Genomic DNA, 17,451 nt, shown 5'->3' with positions numbered 1-17,451 from the left:
CAATCAGGGTGAGACGGGATAGGAAACCTCCCCACCCATCGGTAGATCGATGTTGAGGAGTGCCCCTTGGCAAGCCTCGCTTGTCAGGATCCTGGACCCGTCAAGCCCGTGCTCGCGAAGTGTGGCGGTCGTAGCCAGATGTCCAGATCTGTCAACGGAACGTCCTGATCGATCAAGCACACGGGCTTTGCGCGGCTATGATAGGAATTCTGTGTCGGCTCCTGCCGGGTCGGTCGGCACGGGGAACTAGACGGGGCTCACCATGAGGGATGCCTTGGCTGCCGTCGGCCTCGGTCGACGGCGATGACCTCAAGACGCGATATCGACATCGAGCCACGGACGGGCAACCCTTCAGGCGGCTTCAGCGATGATCTGCGCCGGGTGCTCGAGAAAGAGCTGCTGAAGGGACCGTGCACCTCGATCGAGATCGCGCGCCGGTTCTCGATGCACCACCGCACCTTGAGCCGGCACCTGGCCCGCGAGGGCGTCACGTTCCAGCAGATTGTCGACAAGATCCGGTTTGGGCTCGCCCGTGACCTGATGGCCAACACCGACATCGCCCTGGACCAGATCTCGGTCATGCTGAAGTATTCCGAGCCGAGCGCCTTCACGCGGGCCTTCCGGCGCTGGTCGGGGCAGTCTCCCTCGGCCTGGCGGGCGAGCCATGCCCGGAGGCGGAAGCTCCCCAGGAGGCGAGCGATACTCCGTCAAACGGTACCTGGGGCATCGTCATGATGAGGCACGCCCATGGCCCAACCATCCTTGCCGAGCTGGCCCATGCTCCGAGCGCCAGGCCGCTGGGGATTGCCCCGACCAGCGGCGGAAGGCCCGCGTGAAGGCGCTCGCCTCGGAATAGCCGAGCGCCACGGCAACCTCGCTGAGTGGGATCCTGGTCTGGGTCAGCAACTGGCGTGCGATCTCGAACCGCGTCTCGTCAACCAGGCTCTGGAAACCCGCACCCTCGGCTTGCAGGTGTCGGCTCATGGTGCGGCGATGCAGGGCGAAGCGTTCCGCGACCGTCGTGGCCGAGCAGCGGTTCGTCAGGATCTCGGTTCGCAGCACGCGGCGCAGGGTCTCCTTCCAATCGCCCGCTCCGGCAGCCTCGAGCTCCCGGACATGGGCCTCGAACACCTGGCGGAAGATCGGATTCGCGTCCGCGATGCGGTGGTCGAGCCAACGCGTCGGAAAGACCAGGGCGGCGGTCTCCTGGTCGAAGCGCACCGGCGTCCGGAAGACGCGCCAATAGGCTCCCAGGTCCACCGGCCGGTGACGGGGCAGCAGCACCTCGTCCGGCACCCAACCGGATCCGCACAGCGTTCGCATGACATTCGTCACCACCGCCATGGCGCCGTCGGCGATCTGCTCGGGGCTCTCGACGCCCGGCTCGTAGATCGCGTAGCCCAGGGTCACCACATCCCCGTCGATCAACAGCGTGGGAGCGCCGCCGCTGTCATGCAGATGCAGATGCCTGACAAGGGCCGACAGGGCCTCGCCGACGGTCGGCGCGTGTTGCAGGAGGCCTCCAATCGGGCCGAGCGACGAGAGCGTTCCCCTCTGTCCGACGAGAAGGCCGAAGTGCGGACAGTGCGTGTGCGCGACACAGACGGTGAGCACCCGGCCCAGGGCGGCATAGGGAATGACGTTGTTCTCGTCGCCAAAGAGCTCTGGATCGAGACCGGCCTCGCGGATCACCGCGCCAGGATCCACTTCGAACTCGCGCAGGAGAGGACAGACCTCACAGGCAACGCCGACGCGGATCACGCCTTTTGCCACCGCCTTCTGGGAGGGTCCGGTCGCGGGTCCCCCCGCGGCCAGGCCGTCGAGGCCTGCCCGATCCGGCAGTTGGATCAACGCAGGTGTGGACGGTCGTCTCATGGCAGCCTCCTGCCGAGAAGGGTCATCCCTGCCCGGACCTGGATCAGGTACCGACAGGGTCGGCCGCAGGCCCGGCACCTCGGAATGCCGACGGCGGCATGAACGAGGATCGCGATCAGGCTTCCACCAGCTTGTTGCGGATCGCGTAGCGGATCAGGGCCGCGGTGGTGTCGAGGTTGAGCTTGCGCAGGGCCAGGGCGCGGTGGGTCTCGACCGTCTTGGTGCTGATGCTGAGGAGGTCGGCGATCTGCTTGTTGGTCCGGCCCTCGGCGATCAGTTGCACGACGGCCTTCTCGCGGGCGGTCAGTCCGGCCTCGTGCGTGCATCCCTTCGCCAGGTAGGTCTCGAGCAGGGTCTCGGAGACCTTGCCGGTGAAGAACGGCTTGTGGGCGGCCAGGCTCTCCACCGCCGAGATCAGGAACTGCCTGGCATCGGACTTGAGCAGGAAACCGCGGGCGCCGGCCTCGAGGACGTCCCGCACCAGGCCGTCCGTGTCGTGCATGGTGAAGATGAGGACTTCGGCGCCGGCCACGCGGGCCCGGATCTGGCGGGTCGCCTCGACTCCGTTCACCAGCGGCAGCGAGTAGTCGAGGATCACGACATCCGGCCGGGTCGCCAGGGCCTTGTCGATGGCCTCCTTGCCGTCCCGGGCCTCGCCGACCACCTCCCAGCCCTCATGTCCCTCCAGGATGGTCCGGACACCGGAGCGGACCACGTCATGATCGTCAGCAATCAGGATGCGTGTCATGGCGAGACGTCCTCCCGCGCCCCAGGCCTGCGGCCGATCCGGTGCGCCCGAGTGCCATGGCAGCATACACTGCCAAGCAATGTGCCTCACTGGTGCGAAACCCTGAAACTGCCGGAGGCAGACCCTGAATCTTCAGGAGGGAGCGCCGCCGTCCGCCCTGGGCCGGCCCGACAGCCACGGCAGCCGCAGGCGTCCGGCCTGCGGCGACGCCCGGCCGAATCCAGGGATTGGGATCATCGCGACGACGCTCGTTCCACCCCGGCCCGACCGGATCCTCAGGTCGCCGCCGAACTGCTCGAGGCGGGCCCGCATGCCTGTCACGCCGACGCCGAGCCGGATCGATCCGTTCGGCCGGGTCGGGCCGATGATCCCATGTCCGTTGTCGCGGATGCGGACCACCAGCCGCCCGGACATGATCCGGGCCTTGACCGACACGTGCGAGGCATCGGCGTGCCGATGCACGTTGGTGAGGGCCTCCTGCACCACGCGCAGGATCGCCCGCTGGAGCTCCGGCGGCAGGTCGTCGACCTCTTCGGGAATGCGGATGCGGGCGACGAGCCCCGTCCGCCCCGCGAAGCCCTCGGCAAAATCCCGCAGCGTGGCCTGGAGGCCGTCGTGCGCCAGGTTCGGCGGATGCAGCAGATAGGTGAAGATGCGCAACTCCCTGAGCGCCTCGGCGAGCAGGCTTTCCACATCCGCAAGAGTCTTGCGGCCTGACGGACTCTGCCGGACCTGGGCCTCAAGGCCCGACAGCCCGAGGTTCGCGGCGACGAGGTGCTGCGCCGTCGAGTCATGCAACTCGCGGGCGATGCGCTGCCGCTCCTCCTCCTGAAGGGCGAGCAATTGTCCGGACAACTCGTTGACCTGGTTCTTCGCACCGGCGACCTGATCGGACAATGTCCGGAGCGGCTGCTCGACCTGGCGGGCCGTGAACCAGGCGGCAATCCCCCCGGCAAGCAGGAGCAGAGATGCGGGCCCAGCCATCCGCCACAAAGCGGCAATCATTGGTGCATTGAGATCGGCCAGCGGCACCACCACCACGCTCGTCCAGTTCGTCGCCCCCGAACGGCGGAAGGCGACCAGGACCGGGGATCCGTGGTCATCCACGGCCTCGACCGTCCCCGTGATCGTGCTGTCCGGTCCGGCATCGGCGAGGCGGGCGGCGAGTGCTTCCGGTGCCGGCAGGTCGGACCCTTGGTAGCCGTCCCGGTCGGCGACGATCGGCTGGAGCTTGCGGTCGTAGAGTCCCTTCACCCAACCGGCCGGCAGCATCTGGTCATCGAGGATCGCTCCCAGCCGCGCCTCCGTCAGGACGATCGACAGATGGCCGCTCATCCGTCCGTCCGGACCGTCGAGCCGAAGGCTGAGGGCCACGACGATGCTGCCCTTCATGGGGGCCAGCATCCGGCCGGAGACGGACCACCTTCGATCCCGAATCCGGTCAAGCTGCTCTTGGTAGTTCGGGAAGTCGACATGCCGTGGCAGCGGCGATCCGAACGGACGCAAGGTGTTGGCGAGCTGCCGCTCGAGGTCGTTGAGGACCAGCCAGGAGCCTTCCGGGACCGGGGTGGCCTCGAGCTGGTCGTAGAAGGCCTTGACGTCGCCAGAGAGCAGCGCCGGGGATTTGGACAGACCCTTGAGCAGGTAATTGACTGCGGCGACCTCCTGATCGAAGCCGAAGGAGAGCGCCTTGGCCGCCTCCAGGGCGCGGCTTTCCATCGCGCGCCGCTCCTCGGCCGCGCGGGAGAGCAACAGGGCCGCGGCGCCGACGCACGCAGCGATAGTGATGGCCATGAAGGTCAGGGCAATCCGCTGCCGCAGACGAAGCGGCATGGCCGAGAGGGATCGCGCAACCACCGGGACGGTGCGATTGCTCATGACGGCGGTCTCCGGCCGCAAGAGCAACGCAACAGGACCGGGTCGCGACGAGCCCTCGTCCAATACCGTAGGTTAAACCCTGAACCGGCTCGCTGTCGACCGGGATCGATCCGGAGCCCGAACAACGGCCGCCATACCGACCCGGCTGGCCCCGTCACCGATCAGCGATGCGATCCCAGGGCACAAATCAGGGTCTGCCTCCATCGATTTCAGGATTGACCCCAATAGACCCCGGCCGCGAACGGGATGACACTGCCCACATGCCGGGACGGGAGCAACGATTCTTGCGGTTGTCGTCATCGGTCAAGCGGATGTCTCGTTTGGTCAAGCAGGCTCCGCCGACTCGTCTACGATGCGGGCACTCAGGTAAGGCCTTAGCCACGTCCGCCAGCACGTCACGCTGACAGCGCACACCTTCTCGAGGACGGATGTCATGACTGACGCGGACTTCGTCGATTCGATGGACGATATCATTGACAGGCAGCCGGAACACGGCGGCATGATCCGGATTCCCGGCGGCACGTTCCGCATGGGGTCGGACAAGCATTATCCCGAAGAGTCCCCTGTCCATCGCGTCAGCGTCGATGCGTTCTGGATCGACCGCACACCTGTCACCAACCGCCAGTTCCGGCACTTCGTCGAAGCCACCGGTCATATCACCGTCGCGGAAATCGCGCCCGACCCGAAGGATTATCCCGGCGCCCTGCCTCACCTGCTCCATGCGGGCTCGCTCGTGTTCAGCCCGCCGGACTATCCGGCCGATCTGCATCACTTCAGCCAGTGGTGGGCATTCAAGCCCAGGGTGACCTGGCGACGTCCCTACGGCCCGGGCTCGTCGATCAAGGGTCTCGACGACCATCCGGTCGTGCATGTCGCCTATGACGATGCGGCGGCCTATGCCCGATGGGCCGGCAAGGATCTGCCGACCGAGGCCGAATGGGAGTTCGCCGCCCGTGGCGGACTGGACCAGGCGGAGTTCGCCTGGGGCGATGACTTCGCGCCGGACGGCCACCAGATGGCCAACACCTGGCAGGGCGCCTTTCCATTCCAGAACACGCGTCTCGACGGTTACGAGCGCACCTCCCCGGTCACCGCCTTCCCACCGAACGGCTACGGCCTCTACGACATGATCGGCAATGTCTGGGAATGGACCAGCGACTACTACACGCCGAGGCATCCGGCCGATGCAGCCAAGGCGTGCTGCATTCCCGAGAACCCGCGCGGCGGGCGCGAGGACCAGAGCTACGCGCCCTGCGAGCCCGATACCCGGATTCCGCGCCGGGTGCTGAAGGGCGGCTCACACTTGTGTGCGCCCAATTACTGCCGCCGCTACCGTCCGGCGGCGCGTCACCCGCAGCCGGTCGACACCTCGACGAGCCATGTCGGCTTCCGCTGCATTATCAGAGAGAGAGGAAGAGCCCATGACCAGTGATCGTGCGTCCTCACGAACCAATGCCGATAGATCGCGCTTCCGACACATGCGGGCCAAGGCTGCCCTGATCGGGGCCACGGCCCTGATGTCCGCCGCGATGGCCGCGCCTGCCGTCGCGCAGGCCCCGCAGCGGAAGCCCAACATCCTGTTCATCATGGGCGACGACATCGGCTGGATGCAGCCGAGCATCTACCACCAGGGCCTGGCGGTCGGCGAAACGCCGAACATCGACCGCATCGGCCGGGAGGGTGCGAAGTTCATGACCTATTACGCCGAGCAGAGCTGCACGGCGGGTCGCAACGCTTTCTTCACCGGCATGCATCCGCTCAGGACCGGCATGATCCCGCCGCAACTGCCGGGCAGCCCGTCCTATCTGCGGCCCGGCACGCCGGCCATCGCCAAGTTCCTGCACGACCTCGGCTACAACACCGGCGAGTTCGGCAAGAACCACCTCGGCGACCACACCGATGCGCTGCCGACCGCGCACGGGTTCCAGGAGTTCTGGGGCTACCTCTACCACCTCGATGCCATGCAGGGGGTGAGCTTCCCCGACATCAACAAGACGCCGACCGAGCAGGCGGTCGCGCCGCCCTGCCGGAACACGCCGATCCCGGGGCTGGCCCAGGATCCTGCGGCGGTCGATCCTGCGACCACCGTGTGCCTGACGCCACCGCGTCCGGTGCTCTCGTGCCGGTCGTCGGATGGAACTGCGGCGAACCAGACCTGCAAGGATGAAGGGCCGCTGACGCTCGAGCGCTCGAAGGGCGTGGACGAGGAGATCTCGGCCAAGCTCATCGACTTCCTCGACCGCAACGACCCCGAAAAGACCCAGAAGCCGTTCTTCGCCTGGTACAATCCCGCGCGCATGCACGTCACGACCGTGCTGAACGACAAGTACATGGGGATGGTGGGCGAGCCCGGCGGCAAGGACTGGGGCGTCAACGAAGCCGGCATGAAACAGATGGACGACAACATCGGCTACGTGCTGAAGAAGCTCGAGGAGATGGGCGAGCTCGACAACACGATCATCGCGTTCACCACCGACAACGGCGCCGAGACGATCACCTTCCCCGACGGCGGCACTACGCCCTTCAAGGGCGGCAAGCTGTCCACCTGGGAGGGCGGCATGCGCGCCCCGCTCGTCGTGCGCTGGCCCGGACACATCGAGCCGGGAACGATCAAGAACGACATCTTCGCGTCCCTCGACTGGCTGCCGACGCTCGTCGATATCGCCGGCGGCGCCAAGGGCAACGACCTGAAGGCCCAGATCGAGCGGGGCGAGTATCCCGGGATCGTCAAGACGACGCTCGACGGCGTCAATCAGCGCGCCTACCTGGAGGGCAGATCGGCAAAGTCGGCGCGCGACACCTTCTTCTATTACTCGGGCAAGGACCCGTCCGCGGTGCGCTACAAGAACTGGAAGATCTACTTCGCGATGGTGTCCGATGCGCCGGCCGGGTTCCTCGCCGGCGTCATTCCCTACCACTGGAGCCAGGTCGTCAACATCAAGCGCGATCCGTTCGAGACGTCGATCGGGGAGCAGATCAAGACGCTCTTTGGGATGGGCGGCGCCCTCGCGGGACCGGCCACGGCCTACGTCTATGACTGGAACATGCTGCCGATCGGCCAGGCGCTCTGGCTGAGGGAACTCGAGACCTACAGGAAGTTCCCGCCGATGCAGGATCCGGCGAGCTACAACCTCGAGCAGGTGATGGAGCAGCTCAAAAAGCCGCAATCCCATCCGGGTCAGTGACCTGAGCGGAAGCAAGAATCGGCGGACGCCGCTCAGACCAGGTGCCCGCCGATCGCAAGCCAACAAGAAAACCCTGTGTGGGGGCGGACCTCGATCGCTTTCAGAGGAATAGAGAGGAGACTGTCATGAAGAAGTCATTGTCATTCACAGCACTCCCGTTGGCGTTCCTGTTCCTCGGCCCGGCCTTTGCCCAGGCTCCAAGCATGTGCATCATCGAGGCCCATCGGGCCATCATGGGAGCCAACATGGAGGGCGCCTTCGAAGTCCAGGCCCAGGGCTGCATGTCCGACATCAGCCCTCAAGGCACGCTCGCCAGTTCGGAGCTCAGCCAGCGGCCCCAGCACGGGACCGTAAAGATGGTCGATAAGGATACGTGGACCTATGAGCCCACTGCGGGCTACCGCGGCCCGGATAGCTTCGCGATCACGGCGAAGGGACAGAGCATCGACCAGAAGCCCGGCACGTCCGTGCTCAGCTACAAAGTGACCGTGAAGTAGCAGCGGGCAACCGATGGGAGGCGCCGGGATCGCTGGGTCTCGGCGTCCACCGTCCTCACGCGCTCGCATCGATGACGACGGTTTGGTGCAGGGATGCCGAAGAAAGCCGACTGGACGAGAGGAGTTTCCGCCATGCTCAGCAAGTCATTCGCATGCTTTATCCTGATAACCAGTGGCCTCTGCGCGACAGGAGGTGCGGTGCTCGCGCAGGATGCGACGATCAAACCCCATGTGCCGCTCGAGAAAGCCATTGGCCAGACCTCGCCTACGGGTCCGGTCCCGTCGCTCGCCGTGCTCAACGCGGCCGGCGCGAAACTGGAAGGCAACAAGCTGACCTTGACCGGCGTGTCACCGAATTCGATCGTGTTCGCCGATCGTCCGGTGCGCGCGGCCGGTCATGTGGCCACGCAGCAGTTCATCATGCAATGGGACGAGGGCAACGACAGCTTCGCCAAGGATCCGCCCAACGCCACGGTGTCCGTCCTGGGCGGCGATGGCTCGAAGGTCAGCGACGCCGTGGTGACGCTGAAATCACCCAAGCTCGAAGGCGGCAACCTGACCTTCGACGTTGCGGTGCTGGAAGGCAACCTGGCCGGGGCGAGCGGCCCCGCGGCCCTGTTCATCGATGACTTTGGCCGCTACTGGCACGCTCCCGTCTATCATGGCGCTTGGTACAGGGGAGGGAGTGTCTCCAATGCAAGTGCGGCCTATGCGGCCGAGAATTCGGCCGTCATCCCGAATGTGTGCGGCTATTACCCGTATTCGCCCTGCGGCAACGAATAAGGGTCTTTGCGCTGACGCGGGATCCGGCAAGCCACACGCCCAGCCAGGTTCTCGTTCAGATCGATAAAGCGCGATCGGCCAGGCGCGCGGAGTGAACTGCCGCAAGTATGCGGGATCCCGTTTGCCTACCTAAACCCTTGAGATGCGAGGCCTGAAAAAATGAAAGCCAGTGGAAAGATCCGGGTCGGCCTGGTCACGATGTTCGCCTCCGTGATGGCGCTCAGCACGCCGGCGAACGCGCAGCCGCAGAGGCCCAACATTGTCATGATCATGGCCGACGACATCGGCTTCTGGAACATCAGCGCCTACAACCGCGGCATGATGGGCTATCGCACACCCAACATCGACCGCATCGCCAACGAGGGCGCCGTCTTCACCGATTATTACGGCCAGCAATCCTGCACCGCCGGCCGCGCCGCGTTCATCACCGGACAGAGCCCGTTGCGGACGGGGCTGCTGAAGGTGGGGCTGCCGGGAGCAAAGGAGGGCCTGTCGGACAAGGATCCAACGATTGCCGACCTGCTCAAGCCTCAGGGCTATGCGACGGGCCAGTTCGGCAAGAACCATCTTGGCGATCGCAACGAATTCCTGCCGACGGTGCACGGCTTCGACGAGTTCTTCGGCAACCTCTATCATCTGAACGCCGAGGATGAGCCCGAGCATCCGGACTATCCGAAGAACCCCGCCTTCCGGGCGCAGTTCGGACCGCGCGGCGTCCTGAAGTGCACTGCCACGGCCACCGACACCCCTGGCGACGATCCGCGCTTCGGCCCCTGGGGCAAGCAGAAATGCGACGACACCGGGCCGCTCACCAAGAAGCGCATGGAAACGATCGACGAGGAATTCCTCGCGGCCTCGCTCGACTTCGTCGACCGTGCCAACAGGGATCAAAAACCGTTCTTCCTGTGGTTCAATCCGAGCCGCATGCACATCTGGACGCGCCTCAAGCCGGAGTCGCAGGGCGTGACCGGGCTCGGGATCTATCCGGACGGCATGGTGGAACACGACGGCCAGGTTGGCCAGCTTCTGAAAAAGCTCGACGATCTCGGCATCGCCAACAACACCATCGTGATCTACACCACCGACAACGGCGCCGAGACGTTCTCGTGGCCCGACGGCGGCACGACACCGTTCCGCGGCGAGAAGAACACCAATTGGGAAGGCGGCTACCGTGTGCCGGCGATGATCCGGTGGCCGGGCCAGGTGCCGGCGCGAACCGAGATCAACGACATCGTCTCCGCCGAGGACTGGGCGACGACGCTGGTGTCAGCGGCCGGCGAGCCGGATATCAACGCCAAGCTCCTGCAAGGCTATGAGGCCGCCGGCAAGACCTTCAAGGTTCATTTGGACGGCTATGACCAGCGCGACCTGCTCGGACGCAAGGGCCCCGACAAGCGCCGTGAATTCTTCTACTGGACCGATGACGGCAACCTCGCCGGCCTGCGCTACGACCAGTGGAAGGCGGCCTTCCTGGAACAGAAGGCGGAGGGATTTGATGTATGGGCGCAGCCGATGGTGGAGCTGCGCCTGCCGATGCTGTTCAACCTGCGCTCCGATCCGTTCGAGCGGGCGCAGCATGAGGCCGGAGACTACGTGAGGTGGTTCATCGAACACGCCTTCGTGCTCGTGCCGGCCCAGGCACTCGTCGCGCAACATCTGATGAGCTTCCAGCAGTTCCCGCCGCGCCAGCGGCCCGGCTCCTTCTCCGTCGAACAGGCGATGGAAAAGCTCAGGAATCCGCCGTCCAGCAACTAGCTCCGATGAACCGCCCTTTCGGGCTTGGAGGAGGAAACTGTGATGAGACGCGTACTGACAGTCCTTGCTCTCGCCCTGACTGCAACGGCAGCAACGGCACAGGTCGGGCCGCCGACATCCCAGCGGACATGCGGCGCCAACCGCCAACTCGTCATGCGGGAAGGTGCGGTCGTCCTCGACACCAGCCCGCAGACCTATGCCCGCTTCGTCAGGAGCGGCGCGGAATGCCTGGTCGGCCAGTTCCCCGAGCCGGCATGGGTGCCGAGCTCGAACAACCCGCAATGCTTCATCGGCTACCGCTGCAAGGACAGCTCCGACGACTTCTGACGCCGGGTTGGCGGAGACTGACAATCTCCCGTCGTGCTCCTCAACCAGGTCATTCCGCATCTGAAAGGGCTTGAACATGGATCCGATCACACCGTCCGGCATCAACCGCCGCGTCATGCTCTCGACCTTGGCCGTGCTCCCTGTCCTGCCCGGGCTGCTTCGTCCCGTCCCCGCGGCGGCGCAGGCGCAGGCGCCGGCCGCGGGCGGCCCATTGCCGTCGTGGAACGATGGGGCAGCCAAGCAGGCCATCCTCGACTTCGTGCGGGTCACCACCGACCAGGCCAGCCCGAGCTACGTCCATCCGGAGGAACGCATCGCAACCTTCGACCAGGACGGGACGCTGTGGGTCGAGCATCCGATGTACTCGCAGGTGGTCTACTGCCTGGATCGCGTCCCGGCGGTGGTGGCGAAGCGGCCAGAACTCAGGAATGCGGAGCCTTTCAAGACCGTCCTCTCCGGCAATCGGGAGGCGATGGCGAAGCTGTCGATGCATGACCTCGAGATCATTCTCGCCGCGACGCTGACCGGCATGTCGGTCGACGAGTTCAACGCCGAGGCCCTGCGCTGGCTCGAAACGGCCCGGCATCCGCGCTGGCAGCGTCCCTACACCGAGCTGGTCTATCAGCCGATGCTCGAAGTTCTGCGCCATCTGCGCGACAACGGCTACAAGACCTACATCGTGACCGGCGGCGGCCAGGACTTCGTGCGCATCTATTCGGAACGGGTCTACGGCATCCCGCCCGAGCAGGTGGTCGGCACCGCCGGCGCGACGAAGTACGGCTATGGCCAGGACGGCAAGCCGTTCCTGACCAAGGAGCCGAAGCTGCTGCTCAACGACAACAACGCTGGCAAGCCCGAAGGCATTCACCTGATGATCGGCCGCCGTCCCCAGGCGGCCTTCGGCAACTCGAACGGCGACCGCGAGATGCTGGAATGGACTGGTGCGGGTGCCGGCGCCCGGCTCAAGATGCTGGTTCTGCACGATGACGCCACCCGCGAATACGCCTACGGCCCGGCCGCGGGCCTGCCCGACACCAAGGTCGGCGCCCTCACCGCCGCTCTCTATGGCGAGGCCAGGAAGGACGGATGGTCGGTGATCAGCATGAGGAACGATTGGAAGCGCATCTTCCCGTTCGAATAGGATCCCGCTGGCAGGGTGCGGGCAATCAATGAGGTCGACTGATGGCGTGGCATGGACTTCTCATCGGAGCATTGACCGTTGCGCTCCTCGTCTCCGGCGGTCGCGATGCGGCGGCCCAGGCGACGCCGCCGGAAACCCTGGCGGCGCAACTGCGATTGCAGGGTCATCGCTGCGATGAACCTGCGACGGCGCAACGGGACGCCCAGCTTTCGAAGCCGGATGAGACCGTGTGGAATCTGCGGTGCGGCAACGCCTCCTACCGGATGCGCCTCACGCCCGACATGGCGGCCCGGGTCGAGAAGCTCGATTGATCGGAGGCCAACGGGATTGTCCCGATCGGTCAAGTCGATGGCCTATCCGGTCAAGCAGGACTGGTTCGTCCGTGGCAGGCTCTGTCCGATCACCTTTGCGTACGACTTCGGTCCCCATCAGGGAGATGAACCATGCCCGTGAAACGCTGCGCGTCTAACCTTGTCCTTGTCGTCGGCCTGTTGCTCGTGCCAGCCATCGCGCTGTCTCAGGACGCGACGATGAAACCCCATGTGCCGCTCGAGAAGAGCATCGGCCAGACCACGCCGACGGGTCCGGTCCCCTCGCTCGCCGTGCTCAACGCGGCGGGCGCGAAGCTGGAGGGCGGCAAGCTGACCTTGACCGGCGTGGCGCCGAACTCGATCGTGTTCGCCGATCGGCCGGTGCGGGCGGCCGGTCACGTGATGACCGAGCAGTTCATCATGCAGTGGGATGAAGGCAAGGACAGCTTCGCCAAGGATCCGCCCAACGCCACCGTGTCCGTTCTGGGCGGCGACGGCTCGAAGGTCAGCGATGCCGTGGTGACGCTGAAGACGCCGAAGCTCGAAGGCGGGAACCTGACCTTCGACGTCGTGGTGCTGGAGGGAGGTCTGGCCGGATCGAGCGGACCGGCTGCACTGTTCATCGACCGCTTCGCCGCCTTCGGCGGCGGCGGCTTCCATGCGGGCGGGTTCGGCGGCTTTCACGCCGGCGGCTTTGGGGGCTTCCACGCGGGCGGGTTCCACGCCGGTGGGTTCGACGCCGTGCACGTCGGCGGCTACCGTGGCGGCGCCTGGGCTGGCGGCAACTATTGGCACGCCCCCGTCTATCGCGGTGCCTGGTATGGGGCGGGTGCCGGGGCAGCGGCTGGCCTTGCCGCCGGAGCTGCGTTGGGAGCAGCCGCGGCGTCCCCCTATTACTACGGATATGGCCGGTGCGGCTATTACCCCTATCCGCCGTGCTACTAGAGCATGGGTCCCGGAAGAGGAGGCCACTTCCGGGACCCATTCGATGCTCCATGTCCTGGCTCACGCCTCAGGTCCGCTTGGATGGCGTCGGCCCGAGGTCGAAATCGAAGCTGCGGCGTCACGGCAGCGTCAACTGTTGCTTGATCGCCCGCTCGATCCATGCATCCCGGGACAACCCAGCCTTGGCCGCCGCCTGGTCCACCTGGCCAAGCAGCGTCGGTATCAGGGGCACATCGACGAGGACATCCAGCTCATCCTGGCCTGACGGCCCGTAGGCCAATCCCGTCACCTGCCGCGCGAACCGCCGAACCCGGTCGGCCTTTTGCTTGTCCGAGATGCTGCCGTCGTTTGCGACCAGCGGGCAATAGGCACCCACCAGGTGGTCAACGATGAGAGCAGGTTTCATGCCACCTTTGCGGAGGTCAGCCATGAGCTCACTGAGACGATTGCCGGCAGTGGCATCATTTGCCCCCGAGTAAAGATCGCTCAGGGGAGAAGCATTCCTTGGCGCATCCGACGTCACGGTGTCCGGGCAGGTGAAGGCTGCGGCATCGGCCGGTCGAATGATCAAGCCCGCGAGTCCGGCTCCGCAGGACAGGACCAGAAGCAAGACAAATCTGACGGTCATCACCTCCTCCTCTAGCACATCATCGTCGATGGTCCGCCCCATGTCGTCCCCACACCAGGTGGGAGATCAAGCATTCGAGCGCGGAGGAACGACCTACCAGAAGCCGGGGCCCCACGGCCCGAAATCGAAGGCGTCCTGGTTCATCATCGCGGTCATCTGCTGCTCATTGGCCAGTTGCTTGGCGAAGACAGCGCTCCGATAGTTCGACCACGCCGTCTGGTTGCCGAAATAGACACACTGGCACCCCGCAGGATCGGCATAGACATAGACCACGGTCCCGCCTGAGGTCTGACGGACGAACTTGTTCGGCGGGAGCTTGTTCATGGCGGCAATGCGCGCGGGCGAATTGGCCGGCTGAAGCGTGAATCCTGCTGCCGCCAGCAGATCTTCCTTCTGCTGCACGGCCTGTTGCGGGGTTTGGCACGCGGCCAGGACGAGGCTAATCGCGCCGAGCGTCAGAATCGATTGGAATTGCATTGCTTCTCTCCAGGCGGCCGGGGATCGTGGCAGGAATGACTCCGACGCCAGCAGCTTCGCACGGAAGAAAGTGCTCGGCTTGACAGAACGAGACACCAGCTTGACCGGCCGGGACAGGGGGCTGGCAAGATCCAGGCTCCGGAGGATTCCTAACCTCATGCGGACATCCGCACCCGTGCTCGTCACCTCGAGTCGATCACCGGCCCCAACCAAATTGAGGCGGCGCCCAGCCATTCCGGGCCAGGCGCCTTCGCGCGGGCGTTCCAAAGCTGGACGCGGCACACCCCGACGGTGTGGCGCGTTGCGCACCGCAAATCCTGAACGCGGCCCTATCGCATTGAAGGGGCGTCCCTACCGTTGACAGCACCTATTTCGGGAACAGGAGCTGCACCTGGGCCCTGAGCTGCCAGTCGGCGCCCCCGGTGGGCCTTGCGACGTTGTAGTAGGCTGCAAGCTGCGCATTGATCGCCTGCTTGTCGATCTTGAACACGCGCCCGAAGCCGCCGCCGACCGGCACGGTCCAGCGGTCGCCGTCGCCGGCTTCCCAGTCGGCGGTGATGATCGGCGACGACGTCAGGTACCAGCCGCCGGGCAGGTTGTAGTTCACGAAGGGCTGCAACAACATCTGGTTGACGGGGCCGCGGTTGCTCTTGCCCGCGAAGGACCAGACGTTGTTGACGAGCACGCCGACCACCCAGGGGCCTTGGATCGTCAGGGCGACGAAGGCCGGGCCGATTGAGTACTTGCCCTGGGTGAGCGTCTTGTCGGTGCCGGTCGGGAACACGAAGGTCGGGCCGATGCCCCAGATGATGCCGTGCGTCGGCTGCTTGGGCGAGAAGAAGAAGCTCGGGTTGATGTCCCCGAGGCCGAACTCGCGCTCGCCCGTCACCGTCAGCGGCGGTTGCGAGATCACCGGCGTGATCAAGCGCGTGATCAGGTTCCAGTCCCGGTCGAGGGTGATCGGAATGACGGGCTGGATGTTGAGGACGTCCTGGAGCTGCTCGTGCGGGCCGACATGGAAGTTGAAGTTGTTCTGGAACGGCACGCTGATCATGTCGGCGATGGGGTTCTGCGCCGCCTTGGCGAGATCGCTCGTGCTTGCCTCGTGCTGCTCCTGAGCGAAGGCGAGAGAGCTTCCGAAGCCCGGGGACATGGCGAGCGCCAGCCACAGCGCCAACAGGCCGCAGGTCGTGCGTCGTTCCGTCATGAGGTGCTCCGTCCGAACTCTCCAGCCCGCCCGCAGCCAGTCAAGCAGAGTTCCGCTTGGAGGCATAGGCGCAGGCCGCCGGGCCTGCGCAAAGTTGGAGCCTGTTGTTCACGGGTCACAGGACGGCAAGACGGGTTGTTCGGGTACACGCGAGCCGCAGGCGGCAGGTTGAGGCCCTTATCAGATAAGCCTTTGAGAGTGTCCGGCCGGAAGCCGAAGCATTGCGTAATGCGGTACAGTCTTCAGGCTGATCAAGCTTTTCACAAATGGTGACCCGGAGCAGTGGAAGGTCTGCTTGGGGTCAGGTAGTGAAATTCGTTCACTGACAGGAACGTCCGATGTTCCTGTCCAAAGCGGAAGTTCGCCCCCCGTCCGGAACGTGCCAAATCCGGTCATTCGCGCCAAGGCCACGGCCGCCTTCATCAGGCTGAAAGTCAGGTGTGAATCGCGCCGCCCGACAGCGATGTCCACGGGCACGCTGGCCGGTGCTTGATCGATACTCCACCGCGGGTCGGCAAGGCTCCAGCCTGCTGTCGCGGTATCCTTTGGATCAGCCAGACGGAAAAAGACGCACGGCCTAAGGATCACCGGCGTTGCGGGAGGCGGTTCAGCGCTCTCACGATCCAGGCTCCGTCACGCTCGACGCATCGGGGATCAGCACCCCGTGCAGATGCCCTTCATGACCTTCTGATCGATCCGCTTGGCGCGTTGGTCCATCTGTTGGATGGCCTTCGCATCATTGGGCGAGAACTGCTTGTCCGGCGGTGGCACGGTATTGCTGTCCAGCATTCGATCAATCGCCGCCCCGGACGGGATCTGGATTTCCCCCGAGGGCGTGAACGGCCGATTGCTGTCCTGCGCCAGGGCGGGACCTGCGGTGATCAGGGAAGCGAGGGTGACGAGCCACAGATAACGCTGCATCGAGATAACTCCCGAATGAGGATGCCGACCCCGTCCTGGACTGCGGCCGACCCGGTAGGTCCAGGTCCCGGGGCAGTATACACCTTCCGGCCGAGAGGCCCACCTGCGGCGGGACGCACCTTTGATGAGCGTGCCGCTCGCTATCGCCGTCGGCCTCTCCGCGGCGGCACCCGTCCGGGCCGAGCCCGGCGGTTCGCGTTGACCATGCGACGGATCAGCCCCATTTGGAGGCGGTCCAGCGTCCCGAGCAGGCCATGCTCCCCGCAAGGGTCCATGTGCCGGAACCCGAACGCCCCGCGAGCTTCCCTGTGATCGCGACCCGGGCCCTGTCGCGTTGGAGGCTGACCCGAACATGCCCGTCCGGTTCCAGCCCGCCGGTCGCCCTGTCCGTCGTGCGCCGCGAAACGGCATTGCGAGGAACCCCGTTCTCGACCACGACCGTGTAATCATGGGCCCTCCGGCAGGCACCCTTCTCGGGGATGGCACGGACACTCCAGCGCCCATCGAACTGCGACTGCGCCATACACGTGGTGCTGACCGGGATCAATGGCGCGGCAAGGAAAAGGCTGACCAGCAGGCGGTTCATGACACGGTCTCCCTTTGGCGTTCCGACATGGCCGGTGCGGCGATGCGGCCGTCGACCCACACTTCGCTGACCCTTGGGCCGCTCCAGTAGAGGAGAACTGTTGCGGAAGGCTGTTTTAGACCGCGTCCCAGCGGAGTCGCGTCTGAACAGCAGGAGCCCGCTGCGTCCGTCATCCCGCTGCAATTCG

The 17,451-nt window shown here is 65.4% G+C and carries 18 protein-coding genes; 10 read left to right on the top strand and 8 right to left on the bottom strand.

The features are described from left to right. Positions 1-303: 303 nt before the first annotated feature. Positions 304-735 (top strand): helix-turn-helix domain-containing protein, encoded by a 432-nt coding sequence (locus tag BB934_RS26285; protein WP_099512304.1) that lies wholly within the window; start codon positions 304-306, stop codon positions 733-735. On the opposite strand, the gene BB934_RS26280 is transcribed toward BB934_RS26285, so the two are convergent. From BB934_RS26280 to BB934_RS26270, 3 genes are all read right to left on the bottom strand, one after another. After that, the gene (locus tag BB934_RS26280) at positions 730-1,875 is read right to left on the bottom strand and encodes an AraC family transcriptional regulator (RefSeq protein WP_157934318.1); all 1,146 of its coding nucleotides are present in this window, start codon (positions 1,873-1,875) and stop codon (positions 730-732) included. The two genes, BB934_RS26285 and BB934_RS26280, sit on opposite strands and share 6 nt — an antisense overlap. Positions 1,876-1,990: 115 nt before the next feature. Next, complete coding sequence (locus BB934_RS26275; protein ID WP_099512302.1) at positions 1,991-2,623, bottom strand: response regulator; 633 nt, start codon at positions 2,621-2,623, stop codon at positions 1,991-1,993. A 132-nt stretch (positions 2,624-2,755) separates the two neighbouring features. Beyond that, positions 2,756-4,501, bottom strand: a complete 1,746-nt coding sequence (locus tag BB934_RS26270; protein ID WP_157934317.1) for a sensor histidine kinase — start codon at positions 4,499-4,501, stop codon at positions 2,756-2,758. A gap of 460 nt (positions 4,502-4,961) precedes the next feature. Between BB934_RS26270 and BB934_RS26265 the strand changes: the two genes are divergently transcribed. The 9 genes from BB934_RS26265 to BB934_RS26225 all read left to right on the top strand — a co-directional run bounded on the left by BB934_RS26265 (position 4,962) and on the right by BB934_RS26225 (position 13,445). Further along, complete coding sequence (locus BB934_RS26265) at positions 4,962-5,933, top strand: formylglycine-generating enzyme family protein (RefSeq protein WP_237050382.1); 972 nt, start codon at positions 4,962-4,964, stop codon at positions 5,931-5,933. Positions 5,934-6,030: 97 nt separating this feature from the next. Next, entirely contained in the window at positions 6,031-7,686 is a 1,656-nt protein-coding gene (locus BB934_RS26260) for an arylsulfatase (protein ID WP_237050381.1), read from the top strand. Positions 7,687-7,811: 125 nt separating this feature from the next. Beyond that, the gene (locus BB934_RS26255; protein WP_099512299.1) at positions 7,812-8,183 is read left to right on the top strand and encodes an Ig-like domain-containing protein; all 372 of its coding nucleotides are present in this window, start codon (positions 7,812-7,814) and stop codon (positions 8,181-8,183) included. 132 nt (positions 8,184-8,315) lie between these two features. After that, positions 8,316-8,966 (top strand): hypothetical protein, encoded by a 651-nt coding sequence (locus BB934_RS26250; RefSeq protein WP_099512298.1) that lies wholly within the window; start codon positions 8,316-8,318, stop codon positions 8,964-8,966. Between the two features lie 159 nt (positions 8,967-9,125). After that, a complete protein-coding gene (locus BB934_RS26245; protein WP_099512297.1) occupies positions 9,126-10,721 on the top strand; it encodes an arylsulfatase in 1,596 nt (531 codons plus the stop codon). A gap of 42 nt (positions 10,722-10,763) precedes the next feature. Then, complete coding sequence (locus tag BB934_RS26240; protein ID WP_237050109.1) at positions 10,764-11,048, top strand: hypothetical protein; 285 nt, start codon at positions 10,764-10,766, stop codon at positions 11,046-11,048. A 76-nt stretch (positions 11,049-11,124) separates the two neighbouring features. After that, positions 11,125-12,189, top strand: a complete 1,065-nt coding sequence (locus BB934_RS26235) for an HAD family hydrolase (RefSeq protein ID WP_173909495.1) — start codon at positions 11,125-11,127, stop codon at positions 12,187-12,189. Between the two features lie 41 nt (positions 12,190-12,230). Beyond that, positions 12,231-12,500, top strand: a complete 270-nt coding sequence (locus BB934_RS26230; protein ID WP_237050108.1) for a hypothetical protein — start codon at positions 12,231-12,233, stop codon at positions 12,498-12,500. Between the two features lie 132 nt (positions 12,501-12,632). Next, positions 12,633-13,445 carry a hypothetical protein gene (locus tag BB934_RS26225; RefSeq protein WP_099512295.1) on the top strand — a complete coding sequence of 271 codons (813 nt, stop codon included), beginning with the start codon at positions 12,633-12,635 and terminating at the stop codon, positions 13,443-13,445. 118 nt (positions 13,446-13,563) lie between these two features. Here BB934_RS26225 and BB934_RS26220 read toward each other — a convergent pair whose 3' ends face one another. The 5 genes from BB934_RS26220 to BB934_RS26200 form a co-directional block, all read right to left on the bottom strand. After that, positions 13,564-14,073, bottom strand: a complete 510-nt coding sequence (locus BB934_RS26220) for a glutelin (protein WP_157934316.1) — start codon at positions 14,071-14,073, stop codon at positions 13,564-13,566. 93 nt (positions 14,074-14,166) lie between these two features. Further along, entirely contained in the window at positions 14,167-14,550 is a 384-nt protein-coding gene (locus BB934_RS26215) for a hypothetical protein (RefSeq protein WP_099512293.1), read from the bottom strand. A gap of 367 nt (positions 14,551-14,917) precedes the next feature. Continuing rightward, positions 14,918-15,757: a neuromedin U gene (locus BB934_RS26210; protein ID WP_099512292.1), complete on the bottom strand. Its 840-nt coding sequence runs from the start codon at positions 15,755-15,757 to the stop codon at positions 14,918-14,920. Positions 15,758-16,411: 654 nt separating this feature from the next. Next, positions 16,412-16,678, bottom strand: coding sequence for a hypothetical protein (locus tag BB934_RS26205; RefSeq protein ID WP_099512291.1), 267 nt, complete (start codon positions 16,676-16,678; stop codon positions 16,412-16,414). Positions 16,679-16,892: 214 nt separating this feature from the next. Then, complete coding sequence (locus BB934_RS26200; RefSeq protein ID WP_099512290.1) at positions 16,893-17,264, bottom strand: hypothetical protein; 372 nt, start codon at positions 17,262-17,264, stop codon at positions 16,893-16,895. Positions 17,265-17,451 lie beyond the last annotated feature (187 nt).

Source organism: Microvirga ossetica, from assembly GCF_002741015.1.
Classification (GTDB): Bacteria; Pseudomonadota; Alphaproteobacteria; order Rhizobiales; family Beijerinckiaceae; genus Microvirga; species Microvirga ossetica.
Note: the sequence above shows the minus strand (reverse complement) of the source record. Positions and strands in the feature narration are given on the sequence as shown.